The sequence below is a fragment of the Pseudomonas sp. LS-2 genome (assembly GCF_003605735.1).
Classification (GTDB): Bacteria; Pseudomonadota; Gammaproteobacteria; order Pseudomonadales; family Pseudomonadaceae; genus Aquipseudomonas.
The window spans coordinates 14,216-33,655 of the sequence record NZ_QXTJ01000043.1 but is presented as its reverse complement, the minus strand read 5'-3'; the positions used below and the strand labels follow the sequence as shown (position 1 = coordinate 33,655).

The 19,440-nt window shown below is 60.5% G+C and carries 19 protein-coding genes and 1 pseudogene; 8 read left to right on the top strand and 12 right to left on the bottom strand.

What is annotated here, in order from left to right; translation table 11 throughout:
- Positions 1-4 precede the first annotated feature (4 nt).
- The 6 genes from D3M70_RS27475 to D3M70_RS27450 all read left to right on the top strand — a co-directional run bounded on the left by D3M70_RS27475 (position 5) and on the right by D3M70_RS27450 (position 5,051).
- On the top strand, positions 5-667 hold the full coding sequence (locus D3M70_RS27475) for an amino acid ABC transporter permease (RefSeq protein ID WP_120128970.1): 663 nt from the start codon (positions 5-7) through the stop codon (positions 665-667).
- Positions 664-1,455, top strand: coding sequence for an amino acid ABC transporter ATP-binding protein (locus tag D3M70_RS27470; RefSeq protein WP_120128969.1), 792 nt, complete (start codon positions 664-666; stop codon positions 1,453-1,455). Before D3M70_RS27475 ends, D3M70_RS27470 begins: the two co-directional genes overlap by 4 nt.
- A gap of 24 nt (positions 1,456-1,479) precedes the next feature.
- Positions 1,480-1,869, top strand: a complete 390-nt coding sequence (locus D3M70_RS27465) for a RidA family protein (RefSeq protein ID WP_120128967.1) — start codon at positions 1,480-1,482, stop codon at positions 1,867-1,869.
- Positions 1,870-2,066: 197 nt separating this feature from the next.
- Complete coding sequence (locus D3M70_RS27460) at positions 2,067-2,831, top strand: IclR family transcriptional regulator (protein ID WP_120129237.1); 765 nt, start codon at positions 2,067-2,069, stop codon at positions 2,829-2,831.
- A 60-nt stretch (positions 2,832-2,891) separates the two neighbouring features.
- Positions 2,892-4,097: an amino acid deaminase gene (locus D3M70_RS27455; protein WP_120128965.1), complete on the top strand. Its 1,206-nt coding sequence runs from the start codon at positions 2,892-2,894 to the stop codon at positions 4,095-4,097.
- 12 nt (positions 4,098-4,109) lie between these two features.
- Positions 4,110-5,051, top strand: coding sequence for a sugar kinase (locus D3M70_RS27450; RefSeq protein ID WP_120128964.1), 942 nt, complete (start codon positions 4,110-4,112; stop codon positions 5,049-5,051).
- Positions 5,052-5,208: 157 nt separating this feature from the next.
- On the opposite strand, the gene D3M70_RS27445 is transcribed toward D3M70_RS27450, so the two are convergent.
- Entirely contained in the window at positions 5,209-5,484 is a 276-nt protein-coding gene (locus D3M70_RS27445; protein ID WP_037009819.1) for a peptidylprolyl isomerase, read from the bottom strand.
- Positions 5,485-5,677: 193 nt separating this feature from the next.
- Between D3M70_RS27445 and D3M70_RS27440 the strand changes: the two genes are divergently transcribed.
- Positions 5,678-6,844 carry a PilT/PilU family type 4a pilus ATPase gene (locus D3M70_RS27440; protein ID WP_120128962.1) on the top strand — a complete coding sequence of 389 codons (1,167 nt, stop codon included), beginning with the start codon at positions 5,678-5,680 and terminating at the stop codon, positions 6,842-6,844.
- A 127-nt stretch (positions 6,845-6,971) separates the two neighbouring features.
- Here the strand turns inward: D3M70_RS27440 and D3M70_RS27435 are convergent, their stop codons facing one another.
- From D3M70_RS27435 to D3M70_RS32125, 11 genes and pseudogenes are all read right to left on the bottom strand, one after another.
- Entirely contained in the window at positions 6,972-7,742 is a 771-nt protein-coding gene (locus tag D3M70_RS27435; RefSeq protein WP_120128960.1) for a 3-hydroxybutyrate dehydrogenase, read from the bottom strand.
- A gap of 10 nt (positions 7,743-7,752) precedes the next feature.
- Positions 7,753-8,268, bottom strand: a pseudogene (locus tag D3M70_RS33760) (GntP family permease); the annotation flags it as partial.
- Position 8,269: 1 nt separating this feature from the next.
- Positions 8,270-9,094 (bottom strand): GntP family permease (locus tag D3M70_RS33755; protein ID WP_375233049.1); only part of this gene is annotated, 825 nt, incomplete at its 3' end.
- 278 nt (positions 9,095-9,372) lie between these two features.
- Positions 9,373-10,794, bottom strand: coding sequence for a sigma-54-dependent Fis family transcriptional regulator (locus D3M70_RS27425; protein WP_120128958.1), 1,422 nt, complete (start codon positions 10,792-10,794; stop codon positions 9,373-9,375).
- Positions 10,795-10,862: 68 nt separating this feature from the next.
- Positions 10,863-12,446 carry an ABC transporter ATP-binding protein gene (locus D3M70_RS27420; protein WP_120128957.1) on the bottom strand — a complete coding sequence of 528 codons (1,584 nt, stop codon included), beginning with the start codon at positions 12,444-12,446 and terminating at the stop codon, positions 10,863-10,865.
- Between the two features lies 1 nt (position 12,447).
- Positions 12,448-13,470, bottom strand: coding sequence for an ABC transporter permease (locus D3M70_RS27415; protein ID WP_120128955.1), 1,023 nt, complete (start codon positions 13,468-13,470; stop codon positions 12,448-12,450).
- Complete coding sequence (locus D3M70_RS27410; protein ID WP_120128954.1) at positions 13,470-14,534, bottom strand: microcin C ABC transporter permease YejB; 1,065 nt, start codon at positions 14,532-14,534, stop codon at positions 13,470-13,472. The genes D3M70_RS27415 and D3M70_RS27410 overlap by 1 nt, the downstream gene beginning before the upstream one ends.
- Positions 14,534-16,402 (bottom strand): extracellular solute-binding protein, encoded by a 1,869-nt coding sequence (locus D3M70_RS27405; protein ID WP_120128952.1) that lies wholly within the window; start codon positions 16,400-16,402, stop codon positions 14,534-14,536. The genes D3M70_RS27410 and D3M70_RS27405 overlap by 1 nt, the downstream gene beginning before the upstream one ends.
- 336 nt (positions 16,403-16,738) lie before the next feature.
- Positions 16,739-17,020, bottom strand: coding sequence for a peptidylprolyl isomerase (locus D3M70_RS27400; protein ID WP_074750513.1), 282 nt, complete (start codon positions 17,018-17,020; stop codon positions 16,739-16,741).
- 230 nt (positions 17,021-17,250) lie between these two features.
- On the bottom strand, positions 17,251-18,336 hold the full coding sequence (locus D3M70_RS27395; RefSeq protein ID WP_120128950.1) for a 3-deoxy-7-phosphoheptulonate synthase: 1,086 nt from the start codon (positions 18,334-18,336) through the stop codon (positions 17,251-17,253).
- A 328-nt stretch (positions 18,337-18,664) separates the two neighbouring features.
- Positions 18,665-18,808 (bottom strand): hypothetical protein, encoded by a 144-nt coding sequence (locus D3M70_RS32125; RefSeq protein ID WP_165869907.1) that lies wholly within the window; start codon positions 18,806-18,808, stop codon positions 18,665-18,667.
- Positions 18,809-18,973: 165 nt separating this feature from the next.
- Between D3M70_RS32125 and D3M70_RS27390 the strand changes: the two genes are divergently transcribed.
- Positions 18,974-19,435, top strand: a complete 462-nt coding sequence (locus tag D3M70_RS27390; RefSeq protein WP_120128948.1) for a GNAT family N-acetyltransferase — start codon at positions 18,974-18,976, stop codon at positions 19,433-19,435.
- The last annotated feature ends 5 nt before the right edge of the window (positions 19,436-19,440 follow it).

The window sequence follows — 19,440 nt, the reverse complement described above, 5'->3', positions numbered from 1 at the left end:
GGACATGTACGAACAACCTACCTGGCTGCATGAACTGTGGATCGCCCGCGAGGCGCTGTGGAACGGTTTCCTCACCAGCGTGCAGTGCGCGGGTCTGGCTATCATTTTCGGCACCGTGATCGGCGTGTTTGCCGGGCTGATCCTGACCTACGGCAAGCTGTGGGCGCGTCTGCCATTTCGTTTCTATGTCGACCTGATTCGCGGCACCCCGGTCTTCGTGCTGGTGCTGGCCTGTTTCTACATGGCGCCGGCGCTGGGATGGCAGATCAGTGCGTTCAATGCCGGCGCCCTGGGCCTGACCCTGTTCTGTGGCTCCCATGTGGCCGAGATCGTGCGCGGCGCCTTGCAGGCGATTCCCCGAGGGCAGCTGGAAGCGGGCAAGGCCATCGGCCTGACGTTCAGCCAGTCCCTCGGTTATGTGCTGTTGCCACAGGCCTTGCGCCAGATCCTTCCGACCTGGGTCAACTCGTCCACCGAGATCGTCAAGGCCTCTACCTTGTTGTCGGTGATCGGCGTCGCCGAACTGCTGCTCAGCACCCAACAGGTCATCGCACGCAATTTCATGACCCTGCAGTTTTACCTGTTCGCGGGATTTCTCTTCTTCGTCATCAACTACGCCATCGAGCTTCTTGGGCGGCAAATCGAAAAACGGGTGGCCTTGCCATGACACAGACTCAAACCGCGACCGCCGCCCCCGCTCTGCTGAGCATCGAAGGGCTGCACAAATCCTACGGCCCCGTGGAAGTGCTCAAGGGCGTAGACCTGAAGATGAACAAGGGCAACGTGGTGACCTTGATCGGCTCCAGCGGCTCGGGCAAAACCACGCTGCTGCGCTGCGTGAACCTGCTGGAAGAGTTCCAGGGCGGTCACATTCGCCTCGAAGGCCAGGACATCGGTTACAGCGACGTCAACGGCAAGCGTGTGCGTCATCCGGAAAAGCTCATTGCCCAGCATCGGGCGATGACGGGCATGGCGTTCCAGCAGTTCAACCTGTTCCCGCACTTGACCGCACTGCAGAACGTCACGCTGGGCCTGCTCAAGGTCAAGAAGCTGCCCAAGGATCAGGCCGTCGCGCTGGCCGAGAAATGGCTGGAGCGCGTTGGCCTGCTGGAACGCCGCAATCATTTCCCCGGTCAGTTGTCCGGTGGTCAACAGCAGCGTGTGGCGATTGCCCGCGCCATCGCCATGAACCCGAGCCTGATGCTGTTCGACGAAGTGACCTCGGCGCTGGATCCGGAGCTGGTCGGCGAAGTGCTCAGCGTGATCAAGGGGCTGGCGGAAGAAGGCATGACCATGCTCCTGGTCACTCACGAGATGCGCTTCGCCTACGAAGTGTCGGATCAGATCGTTTTCATGAATCAGGGCCGCATCGAGGAACAAGGCCCTCCCAAGACATTGTTCGAGCAGCCGAAGTCGGCCCGCTTGAGCGAATTCCTCAAGAACATCCGTTTTTAAACGCTCGATCAAAGGAGATTTTTCATGAGCATTACTCGTTACGGTGCAGGCAGTACCGCAGGTGGCGGCCAGCCACGTCCTTTCGCCCGCGCCGTAGAGGCTGACGGCTGGCTGCATGTGTCGGGACAGGTGCCGGCTCTGGACGGTGAAATCATCGTCGGCGGCATCGTCGAACAGACCCATCAGACCATGAAGAACCTGGTGGCGATTCTGGCCGAAGCCGGTTACGGCCTTGAAGACGTGGTGCGCGTTGGCGTGTGGCTGGAAGATCCTCGTGATTTCTGGAGCTTCAACAAGGTATTTGGCGAATACTTCAAGCCGGAACACGCCCCGGCCCGGGCCTGTGTGCAGGCGAACATGATGGTCGATTGCAAGGTCGAGATCGACTGCATCGCATACAAGAGGAAGGCGTAAGCCGGGTCCAGGCAACTGGCGTGTAGCAGCACGGTTTGCCGGCGGTGGCATTATTGAAACCGCTACCGCCGGCAAGCCGTGCTGCTACGGGATCGCGCGATGATCGCTACAACTGATGCGGCAGGGTCGCGGCGATGTGGCTTAAACTGCCAGCCTTCTTTTTAAAGAGACACCCCCGCTCAATGGAAAGCGCAACCATGACCGAAGACACCATCAAACGCCGGGCCCGTGGTCTGGACAGGGCGTTCGATATTCTCGATTTCCTCAAGGAAAAGGGCACCCCGCTGCGGCCGAACGAAATTGCCAGTGGCATCGGCAGCCCCAAGTCGACGGTTTATGAGCTGGTCAGTTCGCTGCTGGAGCGGCGCATCCTCGAAACCGTCGGCAAGGACGGCCACGTCTACCTGGGGCGTCAGCTGTATTTCCTCGGGCAAGCGCACTTGCGGCACTTCGATTTCACCCGCGAGGCTGAGGTCAGTCTGGGTGAAATCGTCGACCAGACCCGCGAGACCGCGCAGATGTGCCTGCTCAATGGCCGTAAATACACGGTCGCGTTGATGAAGGAGGGCGCGCGGCATTTCCGGATTTCCTCGGACATCGGCGAAGACGCGCCGATTCCATGGACCGCTTCCGGGCGTTTGCTGTTGGGGCACCTGAGCGATCAGGAAATCATCGACCTCATCGACCCTGAAGACTTCATTCTGCCGGACGGTCAGCGACTGCCGCTGGACGTCTTTCTCGCTGAGATTCGCAAGGCCCATGAAGAAGGCTTTTTCTCCTTCAACAGCATCGCCGATACCTTCACCCACTGCTTCGCTGCGCCGGTGAAGGACAAACAGGGCATCTGCATCGCGACCTTGTGCATCGTTGCCCCGAGGGCCGATGCCATGACCCATTACGACGATTACCGACGCGTGCTGATCGACAGTGCCAACGGCCTGGCCCGCCGCGTCAACGATTAGCAACGGTCGTCGGATCAATGATTGATGACCTGCACCGAACAAGAATTGCGGAGAACAGACATGACGATTGCCACAGTTGAAAAGGGCGCCGCCAAACCGGGCGACCAGTTGGTGCTGGATGTGAGCCTGCCGGCGCTGGTGATCCACGACAAGGCGCTGGAGCACAACCTGCGCTGGATGCAGAAGTTCGTCAGTGACAGCGGCGCGGAACTCGCCCCCCATGGCAAGACCAGCATGGTGCCGGCGCTGTTTCAGCGCCAGTTGCAGCACGGCGCCTGGGGCATGACTCTGGCGACAGCGGTTCAAACCCGCGCCGCCTACGCCCATGGCGTTCGCCGGGTATTGATGGCGAACCAACTGGTCGGTGCGCCGAACATGGCGATCATCGCCGAGATGCTGACGGACTCGATGTTCGACTTCCACTGCATGGTCGACCACCCGGACAACGTCAAGGCGCTGGGTGAGTTCTTCGCGCAGAAAGGCCTGCACCTGAACGTCATGATCGAGTACGGCGTGGTGGGCGGGCGTTGCGGCTGCCGCAGCGAAGAGGAAGTCATGGCCCTGGCCGACGCCATCGCTGCTCAGCCGGCGTTGAAGCTGACCGGTATCGAAGGCTACGAAGGGGTGATCCATGGCGACAAGGCCATCAGCGGCATCCGTGCATTTGCAGCGTCGCTGGTGCGGCTGGCCGTGACCCTGCAGGACAAGGGCGCGTTTGCCCTGAATCGTCCGATCGTCACTGCATCCGGTTCGGCCTGGTATGACCTCATCGCCGAAGAGTTCGACAAGCAGCAGGTTCGCGACCGTTTCCTCGCGGTGCTGCGTCCCGGCAGCTACGTGGTACACGATCACGGCATCTATAAAGAAGCGCAGTGCTGCGTGCTGGACCGTCGCCAGGACCTCAACGAAGGTCTGCAACCGGCGCTGGAAGTCTGGGCGCACGTGCAGTCGATGCCGGAGCCGGGCTTCGCGGTGATTGCGCTCGGCAAACGTGACGTGGCGTTCGATGCCGGCATGCCCAACCCGATCAAGCGTTACACGCCTGGCGTGGTGCCTGCTGTGGGCGATGACGTGAGCGCCTGCAGGGTCACGGCCGTCATGGATCAGCACGCCTTCATGACCGTCGCCCCTGGCTGCGAATTGAAGGTGGGGGACATCGTTTCGTTCGGCACTTCGCACCCGTGCCTGACGTTCGACAAATGGCGGGTCGGCTGTCTGGTAGGCGATGACCTGAGCGTGATCGAATCCTTCGACACCTTCTTCTGACCGGAGCCTGCGATGAGCGAATTTGTCAGCCACCGCCATCCGCGCGTGGCCCTGATCGGCGAGTGCATGATCGAGCTGCAGCAGCACGCGAATGGCACGCTCAAACAGAGTTTCGGCGGTGACACGCTGAACACTGCGGTGTACCTGTCGCGCCTGCTCGGATCGGCGTCCCAGGTTGATTACGTCACCGCGCTGGGTGACGACAGTTTCAGCGACGCCATGTGTGCGATCTGGGCCGAAGAAGGTATCGGCCTCAGTCGCGTGCAGCGCCTGCCAAGCCGCTTGCCGGGGTTGTATTGCATCCAGACCGACGCCAATGGCGAGCGCCGTTTCCTCTATTGGCGCAACGAAGCGGCGGTGCGCGAGTGCTTTACCACGCCCGCCGCCGACCCGATTCTCGCGGCGTTGCCGGAATACGACGTGCTGTATTTCAGCGGCATCACTCTGGCGGTTCTGGGGGAGGTCGGGCGTGCGCGGTTACTGTCGACGCTGGGCGACGCCCGCGATCGCGGTGCCCGCGTGGTGTTCGACAACAACTACCGGCCACGGCTGTGGCGCAGTGTCGATCAGGCGCGGCAGGCGTATCGGGCGGTGATGCATGAGGTGGATCTTGCGCTGTTGACCGAAGAGGACGAGCAAGCCCTGTTCGACTACGCCGACAGCGAGCAGATCATGAGCGCTTATCGCGACATGGGTGTCAGCGAGGTGGTCATCAAGCGGGGTGCCCAGAGCTGTCTGGTGCGTGCGGACAACCGGCGTTACGAGATCGCCGCGCAGCCGGTGCAGAAGGTCATCGACACCACGGCGGCCGGGGATTCGTTCAGCGCCGGGTACCTGGCCCGACGTCTGCGCGGCGGCAGTCCGCAAGAGGCCGCCGAAGCGGGGCACGGGTTGGCGAGCCTGGTGATTCAGCATCCTGGGGCGCTGATTCCGCGCAGCGCGATGCCTGCATGACATTCCAGGCTTGCACATGAACACCTGTAGGAGCGCGCTTGCCCGCGATTGCTTTCAGCCAGCCGACGAATCGGGCAGCTGACCCACTGCAATCGCGGGCAAGCGCGCTCCTGCGGAGTCGAGTGCAGTCTCGATTCGGGCGTCGAATGTGCCAGGATCAATCCCGGTAAAACACCTGCACCAGGTGATAGCCGAATTTGCTCTTCACCGGCCCGTGCACCGTGCGCAGGGGCTTTTTGAAAATCACCTGATCAATCGCCCCGACCATCTGGCCGGGGCGCACTTCACCCAGATCGCCGCCGCGCTTGCCGGACGGGCAGGTGGAGTACTTCTTGGCCAGCACATCGAACGCCTCGCCCTTGGCAATGCGTTGCTTGAGCTGCTCGGCTTCTTCTGCGGTCTTGACCAGAATGTGGCGGGCTTGAGCTTTCATGATGAAATCGCCTCGATAAAAAGCGGCGCATTATGCCTTTGCGGCGCGAATTCAGGTAATTTCCTTCACCTTGGTCGGACGAGCGTTACGCTAACCTTCAGCGAACGTTGATGATGGTCGATGGTCGCACCTACAAGCACGCTGTGTAGCGTCGACCTGCAGTCTTCTTAAACCTTTATGTGCGGTGTGAATTATGGATTTCCCGGCGTTGTTGAAGGTTCTTGCCACCCAGGACGGGTCGGATCTCTACCTTTCCACAGGCGCGCCGCCCTGCGCCAAGTTCAATGGCGTGCTCAAACCTCTGGGCACCGAGGCGTTCAAGCCCGGCGACGTGGCGCTGATCGCCGACGGCATCATGGACGCCGAGCAGCGGGCGGACTTCGACCGTGAACTGGAAATGAACTTGGCGTTCTCTCTGTCAGGTGTCGGTCGCTTCCGGATCAACATTTTCAAGCAGCGCAACGAGGTCTCCATCGTCGCGCGCAACATCAAGCTCGACATCCCGAAATTCGAAGACCTGCACCTGCCCAAGGTGTTGCTCGATGTGGTCATGGAGAAACACGGCCTGGTGCTGTTCGTGGGCGCGACCGGCTCGGGTAAGTCCACGTCGCTGGCGGCATTGATCGACCATCGCAATCGCCACGCCAGCGGCCACATCATCACCATCGAAGACCCGGTGGAGTTCATTCACAAGCACAAGAAATCGATCATCAACCAGCGTGAAGTGGGGGTCGACACCCGCAGCTTTCATGCGGCGCTGAAGAACACCCTGCGCCAGGCGCCGGACGTGATCCTGATCGGCGAAATCCGCGACCGGGAAACCATGGAACACGCGCTGGCCTTCGCTGACACCGGGCACCTGGCGATCTCGACCCTGCACGCCAACAACGCCAACCAGGCGCTGGACCGCATCATCAACTTCTTCCCCGAAGACCGTCGTGCGCAGTTGTTGCATGACCTGGGCAACAACCTCAAGGCGTTCGTCTCGCAACGGCTGGTCAAGACCACCGACGGCAAGCGCCGGGCGGCCGTGGAAGTGATGCTCGGCACGCCGACCATCCGCGACCTTATTCATCGCAACGAGCTGACTGAACTCAAGGGGATCATGGAGAAGTCGACGAATCTGGGCATGCAGACGTTCGACAATGCGCTGTACGACCTGGCCATCGAAGGGGCCATCACCGAAGACGAAGCGCTGAAAAACGCCGACTCGGCAAACAACGTGCGATTGCGCTTGAAGTTGCACACTGAAAGCGGCGTCAGCCACATCACCACACCGCCCCCCGCGCCGCAGGCTGCAGCTCAGGTGGATGTGAAGGATTGGGGATTGGTGGATGAGCGGGATGAGCCTGGTGCGTGACGTTGTCTGGATGCTGTAGCAGTCCGGCTTGCCGGCGGTAGCGTTTTCAGAATCGCCACCGCCGGCAAGCCGGACTGCTACAGGGGGCAGCTACAGGGGGCAGCTACAGGGGTCATACCTGGTAGGGTTACCGCGCCAACCAGCCACCATCGATATTCCACGCTGCTCCCCGCACCTGTGCACCGGCCTCGCTGCACAGGAACAGCGTCAGCTCTCCCAGTTGCGACGGCGTAACGAACTCCAGCGACGGCTGTTTCTCGGAAAGCAGATCATGTTTGGCTTGCTCAAGGTCACCGGTTTCAGCACCGCGATCGTCGATCTGCTTCTGCACCAGCGGCGTCAGTACCCAGCCCGGGCAGATGGCGTTGCAGGTGACATGGCTGGTGGCGGTTTCCAGGCCGACGACCTTGGTCAAACCGATCACCCCGTGTTTGGCGGCCACGTACGCCGCCTTTCCCGTTGACCCGACAAGGCCGTGTACCGACGCGATATTAACGATGCGCCCCCAGCCCTTGGCTTTCATGCCTGGCAAGGCGAGGCGGGTGCTGTGGAACACCGACGACAGGTTGATCGCGATGATCTTGTCCCAGCTCTCCACCGGGAAGTCCTCGACCGCGTCCACATGCTGAATGCCGGCGTTATTGACCAGAATGTCCACGCCGCCGAATTCGCGCTCGGCGTAGGCGATCATGTCGGCGATCTGCCCCACGTCCCTGACGTCGGCCGGGTGATGACCGACCTTGCCGCCGAACTGCTTGACCTGTTCGATCACCGCCGATGCATCGCCAAAGCCGTTCAACACAAGGTTGGCTCCGGCCTTGGCAAGGGTGAGGGCGATCCCCAGCCCGATCCCGCTGGTGGAGCCGGTAACCAGCGCGGTTTTACCTTGCAGACTCATGTTGGATTCCTCATACGATGCCGGTTGCATAGAAAGTTCCGATCACCACGAAGACCGCCAGGGTCTTGATGATCGTGATCCCGAAAATATCTTTATAGGCTTCGCGGTGGGTCAGGCCGGTGACCGCGAGCAGGGTAATGACCGCGCCGTTGTGGGGCAGGGTGTCCATGCCGCCGCTGGCCATGGCGGCGACCCGGTGCAGCACCTCCAGCGGAATGTTCGCCGCATGGGCGGCTGCAATGAAACTGTCGGACATCGCCGCCAGCGCAATGCTCATGCCGCCCGACGCCGAGCCGGTGATGCCTGCGAGCAGGGTCACGGTGATCGCTTCATTGACCAGCGGGTTGGGGATGCTCTTGAGCCCGTCGGCCAGCACCAGGAAGCCCGGCAACGAGGCGATGACAGCGCCGAAGCCATATTCGGATGCCGTGTTCATCGCGGCGAGCAAGGCGCCGCTGACCGCGCCTTTGCTGCCCTCAGCCAGTTTCGACTTTACAGTGCCGAAAGCGAACAGCAGCACGAATACNGATCTCGGTCTGCACGGGCGTTGCCATGCCCGGCAACGCCAGGGTGTGGGTCTTGCCGTACCACTGCGGAATCCATTGAGTGAACAGCAGGTTCATCATACCCACCAACAGCAAGGGCGCCAACGCGATCCACGGGTTGGGCAACGTGATGTCGGCCGCGGTTTCCGGCTCGTTGCGCAACTCGGTGCCGTAACCTTCACCCGCCCGTTGCGCTTTGTTGCGCTGACGCTGGAGAAACAGCATGCCTGCACAGAACACGAATACGGTGCCGATCAGTCCCAGCCATGGCGCCGCCCAGGCGGTGGTGTTGAAAAAGGTAGACGGGATGATGTTCTGAATCTGTGGCGTGCCGGGCAGGGCGTCCATGGTGAAGGAGAATGCGCCCAGGGCGATGGTCGCCGGAATAAGGCGTTTGGGGATGTCGCTCTGGCGGAACATTTCCGCCGCGAACGGGTAGACCGCGAACACCACCACAAACAGCGAGACACCGCCGTAAGTCAGCAGGGCACAGACCAGCACGATCACCAGTATCGCCTGGCGTGTGCCTAGCACGCCAATGGCGGCGGCGACGATCGAGCGGGAGAAACCGGAGAGTTCGATCAACTTGCCGAACACGGCGCCGAGCAGGAAAACCGGAAAGTAGAGTTTGACGAAACCGACCATCTTGTCCATGAACACGCCGGTGAAGGCCGGGGCCACTGCTGAAGGGTCGGTCAGCAACACCGCGCCTAGGGCAGCGATGGGGGCAAAGAGGATAACGCTGTAACCACGGTATGCAGCAAGCATCAGCAGCGCGAGCGCTGCCAGGGCGATGATCACACTCATCGAGTGTCTCCTGTTGTTTTTGTTATGACCGCGGTCATGCCGCGTTACAGGAGGTATAGCTACTTTCGTGCCATCGCGCTAACAGGCTGATTCCGAAAGGCTTTTCTGAATTAAGGTGAGAAAGCTTGAAGTCGTTGTCTCTTTATTGAGACATGAGGCGATCTTTCAGTAGCCGTCCGGCTTGCCGGCGGTGGCGATCACAAGGCCGCAACCGCCGGCAAGCCGTGCTGCTACAGGAGTCAGAACGCTATTTCCCGGAAAAGAGACGCCGCGTCTCTTTAATGAGACTCCGCAATCCCTAACGCTGCCATCTTCTTGTAAAGCGTCGAGCGCCCGAGTCCCAGTTGCCGAGCCGCCAGAACCACATTACCCCGGCATTGGGCCAGCCTGGCCTGTATCAACTCCCTGTCGAAGCGTTCACGGGCCTCGCTGTAGGTTTCCTCGGAGAGCGGGGCTGCATGTCTCTCCCACGTGGCGTCTTTTTCGATGGGAACCACGGTGCCAATCGCGGCGCGAATCTCCTCGCTGCTTAGTTGCAGATCGTCACTGAGCAATGCCGCGCGCTCCAGAACGTTGCGCAACTCGCGGATATTGCCAGGCCAGGCGTGCTGGCCCAGCATGGCCATTGCCCCGGCCTGCAGTTCGTGCTGGCTGCGCAACTCCTCCAGGATCGCTTCGCTCAGCGCGGGCAGATCGTCCAGACGCGCGCGAAGGGGAGGCACTTCAATGGGCAGAACATTCAACCGGTAATACAGGTCGGCTCGAAATTCCCCGCGTTTGATCGCCGCCTCAAGGTCAGTGGACGTCGCGGCGATCAGGCGCACATCGCTTTTGATCATCTCGTTGGAGCCTACAGGCTCGTATTCCTTTTCCTGCAGGACTCGCAGCAGCTTGCTCTGTAACGGGAGGGGCATGTCGCCGATCTCGTCAAGAAATAGCGTCCCGCCTTCCGCCAGATACAACTTGCCCTGACGACCCCGGCGATCGGCCCCAGTGAATGCGCCAGGCGCGGTGCCGAAGAACTCCGCTTCCAGCAATGTCTCGGGGATCGCCGCGCTGTTTATGCTGACGAACGCCTTATGTGCCCGTGGTGAGGTGTTGTGAATGGCATGCGCCAGCAACTCCTTGCCGGTGCCCGTCTCGCCCAGCAACAGCACCGGCGAGTCGGTGCTGGCGCTGCGACGGGCGCGACGTTTGACTTCAAGGCTGGCGGCGCTGGTGCCGATGAAGTGAGCGAAGCTGTATTTGGCCTGACGGGCGCGCAGCAACGAGCGGGTCGAGGCGAGTTCCTGCTGCATGCTGAGATAGCGTTTGAGCAAGGGCGACAACGCATGCAGTTCGTCGAACAGCGCAAACCCGATGGCGCCGATCACGCCGCCACTGTCGTCATGAATCGGCAGGCGCATGACCACCAGCGGATCCTTGGCGGTGTCCATCATGTCCAGCAGGATCGGCTGGCCGTTACTCGCCACCTGACGCAAGAGGCTGCCGGGGATGACTTTTTCGCAAGGCTGGCCCACCGCGCGACTGGCGTCCTCCAGACCGAAGCGCCTTGCATAGCGCTCGTTGATCCAGACGATTCGCGCTTCCTTGTCCACGATCACAGTACCTTCACTGGACTGCTCGATGATTTCGAACAGCGAACGGATCGCTAACCTCCGTACGCGTCGGTAATCCTTGAGGCTGTCACTGTCTTTCATGCACTGTTCCGAAGTTCCTGTTTCCCCGGCATCTGGCCGCACAGACTGCTGGTTGTTGCCGGGTTCTCTCAATTGAAACCCGGATGCGCTGCCGCCAGTAGCTCCTTGGTGTAGGGGTGCTGGGGCGCGTCGAATACGTCATGACTGGCGCCCCGTTCCACGACCTTGCCGTCCTTGACCACGATCAGGTCATGGGCGAGCGCCCGTACGACGGCCAGATCGTGGCTGATGAACAGATAGGTCAGGCCGTGTTTCTCCTGTAATTGGCGCAGCAGCGCGACGACCTGCTTCTGCACGGTACGATCCAGTGCGGAAGTGGGTTCATCGAGCAAAATCAAGGCAGGTTTGAGCACAAGGGCGCGAGCAATGGCGATACGTTGCCGTTGCCCGCCAGAAAATTCATGGGGATAGCGATGCCGGCTCAGCGGATCGATGCCGACTTCCTCCAACGCGCGAATCACTTCGTTTTCACAGCAGACCTTGTCCAGCTCGCTGTGCACTTCCAGCCCCTCGCTGATGATCTGCGCCACCGACATGCGCGGGCTGAGGCTGCCGTAGGGGTCCTGAAACACCACCTGCATCTGTTTGCGCCATGGGCGCATCTGCTTCTGGTTGAGGCTGTCCAGCGCGTGACCCTTGAAACGGATACTGCCACGGGATTCCAGCAAGCGCAGGATTGCCTGACCAAGTGTCGATTTTCCCGAGCCCGATTCGCCGACGATCCCTAGCGTTTTACCGCGTTCGATGCTCAGGCTGATGTCGTCGACGGCTTTGAGGTATTCCTGATGGCGATTGAAAATCCCGCCTCCGAGCGAGAACCAGACCCGCAGATTATCGACCTCCAGCACCTTCTCGCGGGTGTCGCGGGGCAGGGGTTCACCGGCAGGCTCGGCGTCCAGCAGCAACTGGCTGTAAGGATGTTGCGGATGCTTGAACAGTGTGTGGCAGTTGGACTGCTCGACGATTTCCCCCGCCCGCATCACGCAGACTTTCTGAGCGATGCTGTGCACCAGATTGAGGTCGTGGCTGATCAGCAGAAGGGACATGTTCAGACGTTGCTGCAGCTCTTTGAGCAGCAACAGGATCTTGCGCTGAACGGTGACATCCAGCGCAGTGGTCGGCTCGTCGGCGATCAGCAGCTCCGGTTCGCAAGCCAGGGCCATGGCGATCATCACCCGCTGCCGCTGACCACCGGAAAGCTCATGGGGATAGGCATTGAGCCGCTTCTTGGGGTATTGAATCCCGACCAGCTCCAGCAACTCGAGAATGCGGACCTTCGCCGCCTTGCCGCTCAGCCCCTTATGCAGCAGCAGGGTTTCGCCGATCTGTTTGGACACCGTGTGCAGCGGGTTTAGCGAGGTCATGGGCTCCTGGAAGATCATCGCGATCTGATTGCCGCGAATCTCGCGCATCAGCTTGCCATCGGCGCCCAGCAGTTCCTTCCCTCGATAGCGAATGCTGCCGGTGCAGACCGTGCCCGCCTGGGGCAAGAGTTGCAGGATGGAATGCGCGGTGACTGATTTGCCGGATCCAGACTCACCCACCAGCGCCAGGCACTGACCGGCCGGAATGTCGAGGCTGAGGTTCTTCACCACCGTGTTGCCATTGAACGACACCGACAAGTCTCGGATTTCAATCAGGTTTTCAGACATGTCAGGACCTCGGGTCGAAAGCATCGCGCAACGCCTCGCCAATGAACACCAGCAGCGACAGTATCAATGCCAGGGTGAAGAAAGCGGTAAAGCCCAGCCACGGCGCCTGCAGGTTCTGCTTGCCCTGGCCGATCAGTTCGCCCAGCGAAGCACTCCCGGCGGGCATGCCGAAACCCAGGAAATCCAGTGCGGTGAGCGTCGAAATAGCACCGGTCAGAATGAACGGCAGGTAGCTCAGGGTGGCGTTCATGGCGTTGGGCAGAATGTGGCGCAAAATCACCTTGCGATCATCCAGCCCCAGCGCCCGGGCTGCCTTGACGTATTCCAGATTGCGCCCGCGCAGAAACTCGGCGCGCACCACGTCCACCAGCGCCAGCCATGAAAACAGGGCCATGATCCCCAGCAGCCACCAGAAGTTCGGCTCGACGAAACCGGACAGGATGATCAGCAGGTACAGGACCGGCAGCCCCGACCAGACTTCCAGCAGGCGCTGGCCGATCAGATCCACCCAACCGCCGTAATAGCCCTGTAGCGCGCCAGCGGCAATGCCGATCAGCGCGCTGATGACGGTCAGCGCGAGGGCGAAGAGTATCGACACCCTGGAGCCGAAGATCACCCGCGCCAGAACGTCGCGTGCCTGATCGTCGGTGCCCAGCCAGTTGATCGCCGAGGGCGGGCTGGGGGCGGGTCTGTTCAGGTCATAGTTGGGCGTGTCGTCACTGAACGGGATCGGCGGGAACAGCATCCAGCCGTCGCCCTTGGCGATAAGCTGGCGCACGTAATCGCTGCGGTAGTCCGGCTGGAAGGGCAGTTGGCCGCCGAATTCCTGCTCGGTGTAGCGTTTGAAGGCGGGGAAGTACAACGCGTGCTGATAACTGAGCACCAGCGGTTTGTCATTGGCGATCAGCTCGCCGCACAGGCTGATGACGAACAGGCCGCAAAACAGCCACAGCGACCACCAGCCACGGCGGTTGTTGCGAAAACGCTCGAAACGTCGGCGAGCCACCGGAGACAGTCTGCGCATCATGCATTCCTCGCGCTGAAGTCGATTCGGGGGTCGACCAGGGTGTAGCAAATGTCCCCGACCAGTTTTATCAGCAGTCCGAACAGGGTGAAGATGAACAGCGAACCGAACACCACCGGATAATCGCGGGAGACGGCAGCTTCGTAACTCATGCGGCCCAGGCCGTCGAGGGAGAAAATCACCTCGATCATCAACGAGCCGGCGAAGAACACGCTGATGAACGCCTGCGGAATGCCGGCGACCACCAGCAGCATCGCGTTGCGGAACACATGCCCGTAAAGCACGCGGCGCTCGCTCAGGCCCTTGGCGCGGGCGGTGACCACGTATTGGCGGGTGACTTCATTGAGGAATGAGTTCTTGGTCAGAATGGTCAGCGTCGCGAACCCGCCAATGACCAGCGACGCCACCGGCAGCACCAGATGCCAGAAGTAGTCGGCGATCTTGCCCAGCGTGGTCAACTCGTCGAAGTTTTCCGAGACCAGGCCGCGCACCGGGAACCAGCTCAACGAAGTGCCTCCGGCGAACACCACCACCAGCAGCATCGCGAACAGGAATGCCGGCATCGCATAGCCGATGATGATTGCCGTGCTGCTCCAGATGTCGAAGTGGCTGCCGTGCTTGACCGCCTTGCGAATCCCTAGCGGGATCGACACCAGGTAGGTGATCAATGTCGCCCACAGACCGAGGGAGATCGACACCGGCATCTTCTGCAGGATCAGGTCGGTGACCTTGGCGCCACGGAAGAAACTGTTTCCGAAATCCAGCCGCGCATAGTTCTTCAGCATCAACCACAGGCGTTCATGCAGCGGTTTGTCGAAGCCATACTGATGCTCGATTTCCTTGATCAGCTTGGGGTCCAGGCCGCGGCTGGCCCGGGACTGGCCGGCGTTCATGGTTTCGGTGTGGCCGGCGCCAATGGTGCCGCCGGCCACGCCTTGCAGCTTGGCGATGGCCTGTTCAACCGGTCCCCCCGGTGCAGCCTGCACGATGAAGAAATTCACCAGCAGAATAGCCAGCAGGGTCGGGATGATCAGCAGCAGGCGCCTCATCAGGTAGCCGAGCATTACTTGACCTCCGAGGGAATGGCCGATGCGCCCCGTTGCTGGGCGAACTGTTCGTTGGTCAGGGCTTGAGGGCTGATTTCCCACCAGGTGTCGATGGCCTCACTGTTGCTGGCCTGCACTTTGGGAATGCCGAAGCGGTTCCACCAGACCGTCGAAGAGCCGGGTGGGTAGTAATTGGGGATCCAGTAATAGCCCCATTGCAGGACGCGGTCCAGCGCATGGGCGTAGTCGATCATGGCCGGTTTGTTGTCTGCCTTGGCAAGACCGGTGATCAACGCATCGACTGCCGGGTCGCGCAGCACCATGTAGTTGCTGGAGCCGGAGTCCTTCGCCACCCTGGAGCCGAAGTTGTTGTACAGCTCCATGCCCGGCGAAGTCGATACGCCATAGCCGGTCACGATCATGTCGTAGTCCCGCGCCATGACCCGGTTCAGGTATTGCGCGGAGTCGATGCGACGGATCTCGAAATCGATGCCGATCTGCGCCAGGTTGCGTTTATAAGGCAGAAGGATCTTTTCAAAACCGCTCTGGCCATTGAGGAACGTGAAGCTCAGAGGCTCGCCTTCAGCGTTCACCAGCTTGTCGCCCTTGGGCATCCAGCCGGCCTCTTCCAGCAGGCTAAGCGCCTGAAGCTGCTTGTCGCGGATGAAGCCGGTGCCATCTGTTTTGGGCGTATGGAAAACCGTGGTGAAGACTTCCGGCGGCACCTCGCCGCGCAGCGGCTCGAGGATCTTGAGTTCCGACTCGGTGGGCAACTCTGTGGCGGCCAGGTCGCTGTTGGAGAAGTAGCTGTTCTGACGCACGTAGACGTTGCGCATCATCTGCTTGTTGGTCCACTCGAAGTCCCACAGCATCGCCAGCGCCTGACGCACGCGCCGGTCCTGAAACTTCGGACGATCCAGGTTGAACACGAAACCCTGGGAGCTTTGCACCGACCCCTTGGCCAGGTGCGCTCTTTGCAGACGGCCTTCTGTCAGGGCGTCGCCGTCGTAGCCAATGGAGTAACCGGTGGCCGAATATTCGCGGTTGTAGTCATAGCCGCCGCCGCGCAGCACCTGGCGCGCCACGTCGGTGTCGCCGAAGTACTCGACTTTGAAATGATCGAAGTTGTACATGCCGCGATTGACGGGCAGGTCCTTGGCCCACCAGTCGGCATTGCGTTCGAAGGTGATGCTGCGCCCCGGGTCGACCTGGCCGATGCGATAGGGGCCGCTGCCTACCGGGGCTTCGAATCCACCGCCGTTGGCGAAGTCGCGGTCCTTCCACCAGTGTTCCGGAAACACGGGCAGGGACGCGAGGTCCAGCGGCAGGGTCCGGCTTTCATTGCTTTTGAAGTCGAAGCGTATCTGCGTCGGTGACTCGACTTCGAGGCCTTTCACGTCGCCGAACTCAGTGCGGTAGGACAGGCTGCCCTGAGTCATCAGCAGGTTATAGGTGAACCGTACGTCCTCTGCGGTGATCGGGGTGCCGTCGGAGAATCGCGCTTTAGGGTTCAGGAAAAAACGCAGCGACATGCCGTCGGCGGCCCTTTCCATCTTTTCTGCAATCAGGCCGTAGACGGTGTAGGGCTCATCCAGTGACTTGACGGCGAGGGGCGAATACAAAAGCCCATTGACTTGTGAGACACCGGTGCCCTTGTCCAGATACGGCATGATGTGGTCGAACTGACCGATTTCCTGCGCAGACCGCCGCATGCTGCCGCCTTTTGGGGCGTCGGGGTTCACGTAATCGAAATGCTGAAAGTTCGCCGGGTAGCGGGGCGCCTCACCGTAAACGGTCAGTGCGGGTTGTGGTGCGGCGGACAGGGATTGGAAACCTGAAACCAGGACAAGTGTTGCAGCCATCAGCGATGAAAAAACAAAACGCATTACACGAATCCTGACTGATGTTTTGGCGCAACATCAGGGTTGAAGGTCATGAACAGGCGATTGCGGCCCGTTCGTTTGATTGTCCGTTGTTTTTATCAGCTACCTCCGGTGGCAAGGTACCGCAATGCCGTGATCTTTGTAACCGCACGATCACTGTGGTTGAAGACTTCATTACGTTGCCGTCTGAACCCATCCGAATTCAAGGCACCCGGGAGCGGTGAATACGACAAAACGAAGCAAAATCTTTGCCGCAATTGCCCGGGCAGCAGTTTGCGGTGCGCTAAATACAAACGGCCCGCTTTTCAGGGCGGGCCGTTCGAGGTAATCGCTGGAATATCAGTCCTGACGGCTGGTCACTTCCAGCAGGTGGTAGCCGAACTGGGTTTTGACCGGTCCTTGCACCACGTTGACTGGCGCGCTGAAGACCACGGTGTCGAATTCCTTGACCATCTGGCCCGGGCCGAAGGAACCCAGATCGCCGCCTTGACGGCTGGAAGGGCAGCTGGAGTTGGAGCGTGCTACTTCGGCAAAATCAGCGCCGCCTTCGATCTGAGCTTTGAGTTCGTTGCATTTCTCTTCGCTGGAAACAAGGATGTGGCGGGCAGTGGCTTTGGCCATTAGGGGTACTCCTGTCAAAAAAAAGAAACGAGCCTACCGGATTAAGGGCCGATTTTCCCGATAAAGTTCCGGCTCGCCCGTCGGGCAGGCATTTCCACGACCCAAGGTGTTAACCGTAACGGCCCACATAACCGTCATTCAAAGGCGTAACAGGGTATTGGCTGTAGACGCCGACGCCGGGATCAGAAACGGGCCGCGTCAATACCGGCCCGTCTCTGACAATGGCCCGCTTATCGGTAGCGCAGTTTATGGACTGCATCGCGCAGCAGGCGCTCGGTGCCGTCCCAACCGAGACAGCCATCGGTAACCGAGACCCCGTAGCGCATCGAGTCGCTCAGGGGTTGGCAGCCCTCGAACAGGTGGCTTTCGATCATCATGCCGATCAGCGTCCGGTTCCCGGCCAGGCGTTGCTGCAGGACATCATTGAACACCTCAGGTTGGCGCAAGGGGTCCTTGCCGCTGTTCGCATGACTGCAATCGACCATGATCCGTGCCGCGATGCGGTGCTTGTCCAGGCTCGCATTGACGCTGGCCACGCTCTGCGCATCGTAGTTCGGGCCGCTGTGGCCGCCGCGCAGCACGATGTGTGTGTCGCGGTTGCCTTGTGTCTCGATGATGGCCGGGTGGCCGTGGCGATCAATGCCGAAGTGGCGATGGGCATGGGCGGCGGAGCGAATCGCGTCGCAGGCCACGGAAACGCCGCCGTCGGTGCCGTTCTTGAAACCGACGGGCATGTGCAGGCCGCTGGCCATTTCCCGGTGAATCTGCGATTCGGTGGTCCGCGCGCCAATTGCCACCCAGCTCAGCATGTCGTCGAAGTAACCGGCGGCCATCGGTTGCAGCAGTTCGGTCGCGATTGGCAAGCCTAGCTGGATCATTTCGCGCATCAACTGACGAGACAGGGTCAGGCCGCCGACCATGTCGTCGCTGCCATCCAGATGGGGGTCGTAAGCCAGGCCTTTCCAGCCGACCGTGGTTCTGGGTTTTTCCACGTAGGCGCGCATGACCAGCAACATCTGATCACTGACTTCGGTGGCAAGACTCGCCAGACGCTGCGCGTATTCGAGGGCAGATTCGGGATCGTGAATGGAGCAAGGGCCAACGACGACCAGCAGACGGGAGTCTTCACCGTTGAGGATGGCGCGCACGGATTGACGATGGGCGGCGACTTGGGCGGTGAGCGAAGCGTCCAGCGGCAACTGGTGTTTCAGTGCCAGGGTGCTGGGCAGGCGTTGCGGAGCGGGGTGACTGTCGATCAAGGTCACAGGGCTGGACGGCAGGTCAGACAGGTTTTTTGCGGCGACGGACGAATTCATGTGTTGGGCTTCCTGGCCGGCGGGCTATGTCCCGCGCGGACCTACTGGGGTGTTCGACAATTGGCCGTATTGGCTGTGTGTGTTGATTCGCCACCTGTCAGTGACCGATCGGAGGCGGCAGGCTGTCCCGAACGGAGGTTGCTAAATCGCCATGCAAAGTCGATGTCGTTACGGTAATAGGTGCTGTAGTTCATGTCGTGGATCCTCAATTTGAAGCGTTAGTCAGTTTTTGCAGGGGCCAGAAAAACGAAACCCCCGGTCGGGAAGCCGACCGGGGGTAGAGTTATCTCTGGTTGGCGTCCCGTGATTGTTGGGCGCCGTTTGGGTATCAGGCGCGCCAGTGGCTAAACCAATACCCATAAAAATAAGAAGCAACGGAGCGGACCGCAGTCGCATCCCACGCAGCCAGAACCACCGCCTGACGGGAATCGTCGGCAGCGCGCTGAAGCTGTGAAGGAGTGAAACGCAACATGGTGTATCTCCGTGGAATGCCAGCGAGCTTACTTCAGGGGAATGCCACTATTCAATTGGAAAATTCAATGAAATCGATTGAGATACGCTGACCAGCGAAGTTGCAGAGCCTGCGTCAGGCTGTCTTGCGGCAGGCAGAGGATGGGAAAGTTGGGGAGGATCCGAGATGCGCATTAATCCACCGATCGGCGATGTGGACGTCGATCTTCGTCCCGCCACGGTTGAAGATCTGGCCTTTGCCCGCGAATTGACGCGGGTCAACATGCGTGAGTACTACGCCCATTACGGTCTGATCTGGCAGCCAGAGGCATTCGACGCAGAGTGGCCGCTGCGCGAAAGCTACCGAGTGTACAAGGGCGAGAGCGTCATCGGGTTTCTCGGGTTCACGGTCGAGAGGAATTATCTTTATGTACGCGACATTCAGCTGATCGAGGCTTATCGGGGGGAGGGGGTAGGCGCGTGGATCATGGGCTGGGTCGGGCGTGTCGCCAAGGGCCGCGGGTGTGAAAGCGTGCGTCTGAAAGTGTTCAAGAACAATCCGGCCACCGTCCTGTACCGACGGCTTGGCTACACAAGCGTGGGCGAGGAAGCCGCGCTTTTGTGGATGGAACAAATGATCGCGCCTTGATGTTC

Excerpts from the sequence above, each read along its gene's own strand:
- D3M70_RS27425 (WP_120128958.1), bottom strand. The coding sequence starts at position 10,794 with ATGAAAGACAGTGACAGCCTCAAGGATTACCGACGCGTACGGAGGTTA.
- D3M70_RS27420 (WP_120128957.1), bottom strand. The coding sequence starts at position 12,446 with ATGTCTGAAAACCTGATTGAAATCCGAGACTTGTCGGTGTCGTTCAAT.
- D3M70_RS27465 (WP_120128967.1), top strand. The coding sequence starts at position 1,480 with ATGAGCATTACTCGTTACGGTGCAGGCAGTACCGCAGGTGGCGGCCAG.
- D3M70_RS27475 (WP_120128970.1), top strand. The coding sequence starts at position 5 with ATGTACGAACAACCTACCTGGCTGCATGAACTGTGGATCGCCCGCGAG.
- D3M70_RS27450 (WP_120128964.1), top strand. The coding sequence starts at position 4,110 with ATGAGCGAATTTGTCAGCCACCGCCATCCGCGCGTGGCCCTGATCGGC.
- D3M70_RS27415 (WP_120128955.1), bottom strand. The coding sequence starts at position 13,470 with ATGCGCAGACTGTCTCCGGTGGCTCGCCGACGTTTCGAGCGTTTTCGC.
- D3M70_RS32125 (WP_165869907.1), bottom strand. The coding sequence starts at position 18,808 with ATGTTGCGTTTCACTCCTTCACAGCTTCAGCGCGCTGCCGACGATTCC.
- D3M70_RS27435 (WP_120128960.1), bottom strand. The coding sequence starts at position 7,742 with ATGAGTCTGCAAGGTAAAACCGCGCTGGTTACCGGCTCCACCAGCGGG.
- D3M70_RS27440 (WP_120128962.1), top strand. The coding sequence starts at position 5,678 with ATGGATTTCCCGGCGTTGTTGAAGGTTCTTGCCACCCAGGACGGGTCG.
- D3M70_RS27410 (WP_120128954.1), bottom strand. The coding sequence starts at position 14,534 with ATGCTCGGCTACCTGATGAGGCGCCTGCTGCTGATCATCCCGACCCTG.
- D3M70_RS27455 (WP_120128965.1), top strand. The coding sequence starts at position 2,892 with ATGACGATTGCCACAGTTGAAAAGGGCGCCGCCAAACCGGGCGACCAG.
- D3M70_RS27400 (WP_074750513.1), bottom strand. The coding sequence starts at position 17,020 with ATGGCCAAAGCCACTGCCCGCCACATCCTTGTTTCCAGCGAAGAGAAA.
- D3M70_RS27470 (WP_120128969.1), top strand. The coding sequence starts at position 664 with ATGACACAGACTCAAACCGCGACCGCCGCCCCCGCTCTGCTGAGCATC.
- D3M70_RS27395 (WP_120128950.1), bottom strand. The coding sequence starts at position 18,336 with ATGAATTCGTCCGTCGCCGCAAAAAACCTGTCTGACCTGCCGTCCAGC.
- D3M70_RS27460 (WP_120129237.1), top strand. The coding sequence starts at position 2,067 with ATGACCGAAGACACCATCAAACGCCGGGCCCGTGGTCTGGACAGGGCG.
- D3M70_RS27445 (WP_037009819.1), bottom strand. The coding sequence starts at position 5,484 with ATGAAAGCTCAAGCCCGCCACATTCTGGTCAAGACCGCAGAAGAAGCC.
- D3M70_RS27405 (WP_120128952.1), bottom strand. The coding sequence starts at position 16,402 with ATGCGTTTTGTTTTTTCATCGCTGATGGCTGCAACACTTGTCCTGGTT.
- D3M70_RS27390 (WP_120128948.1), top strand. The coding sequence starts at position 18,974 with ATGCGCATTAATCCACCGATCGGCGATGTGGACGTCGATCTTCGTCCC.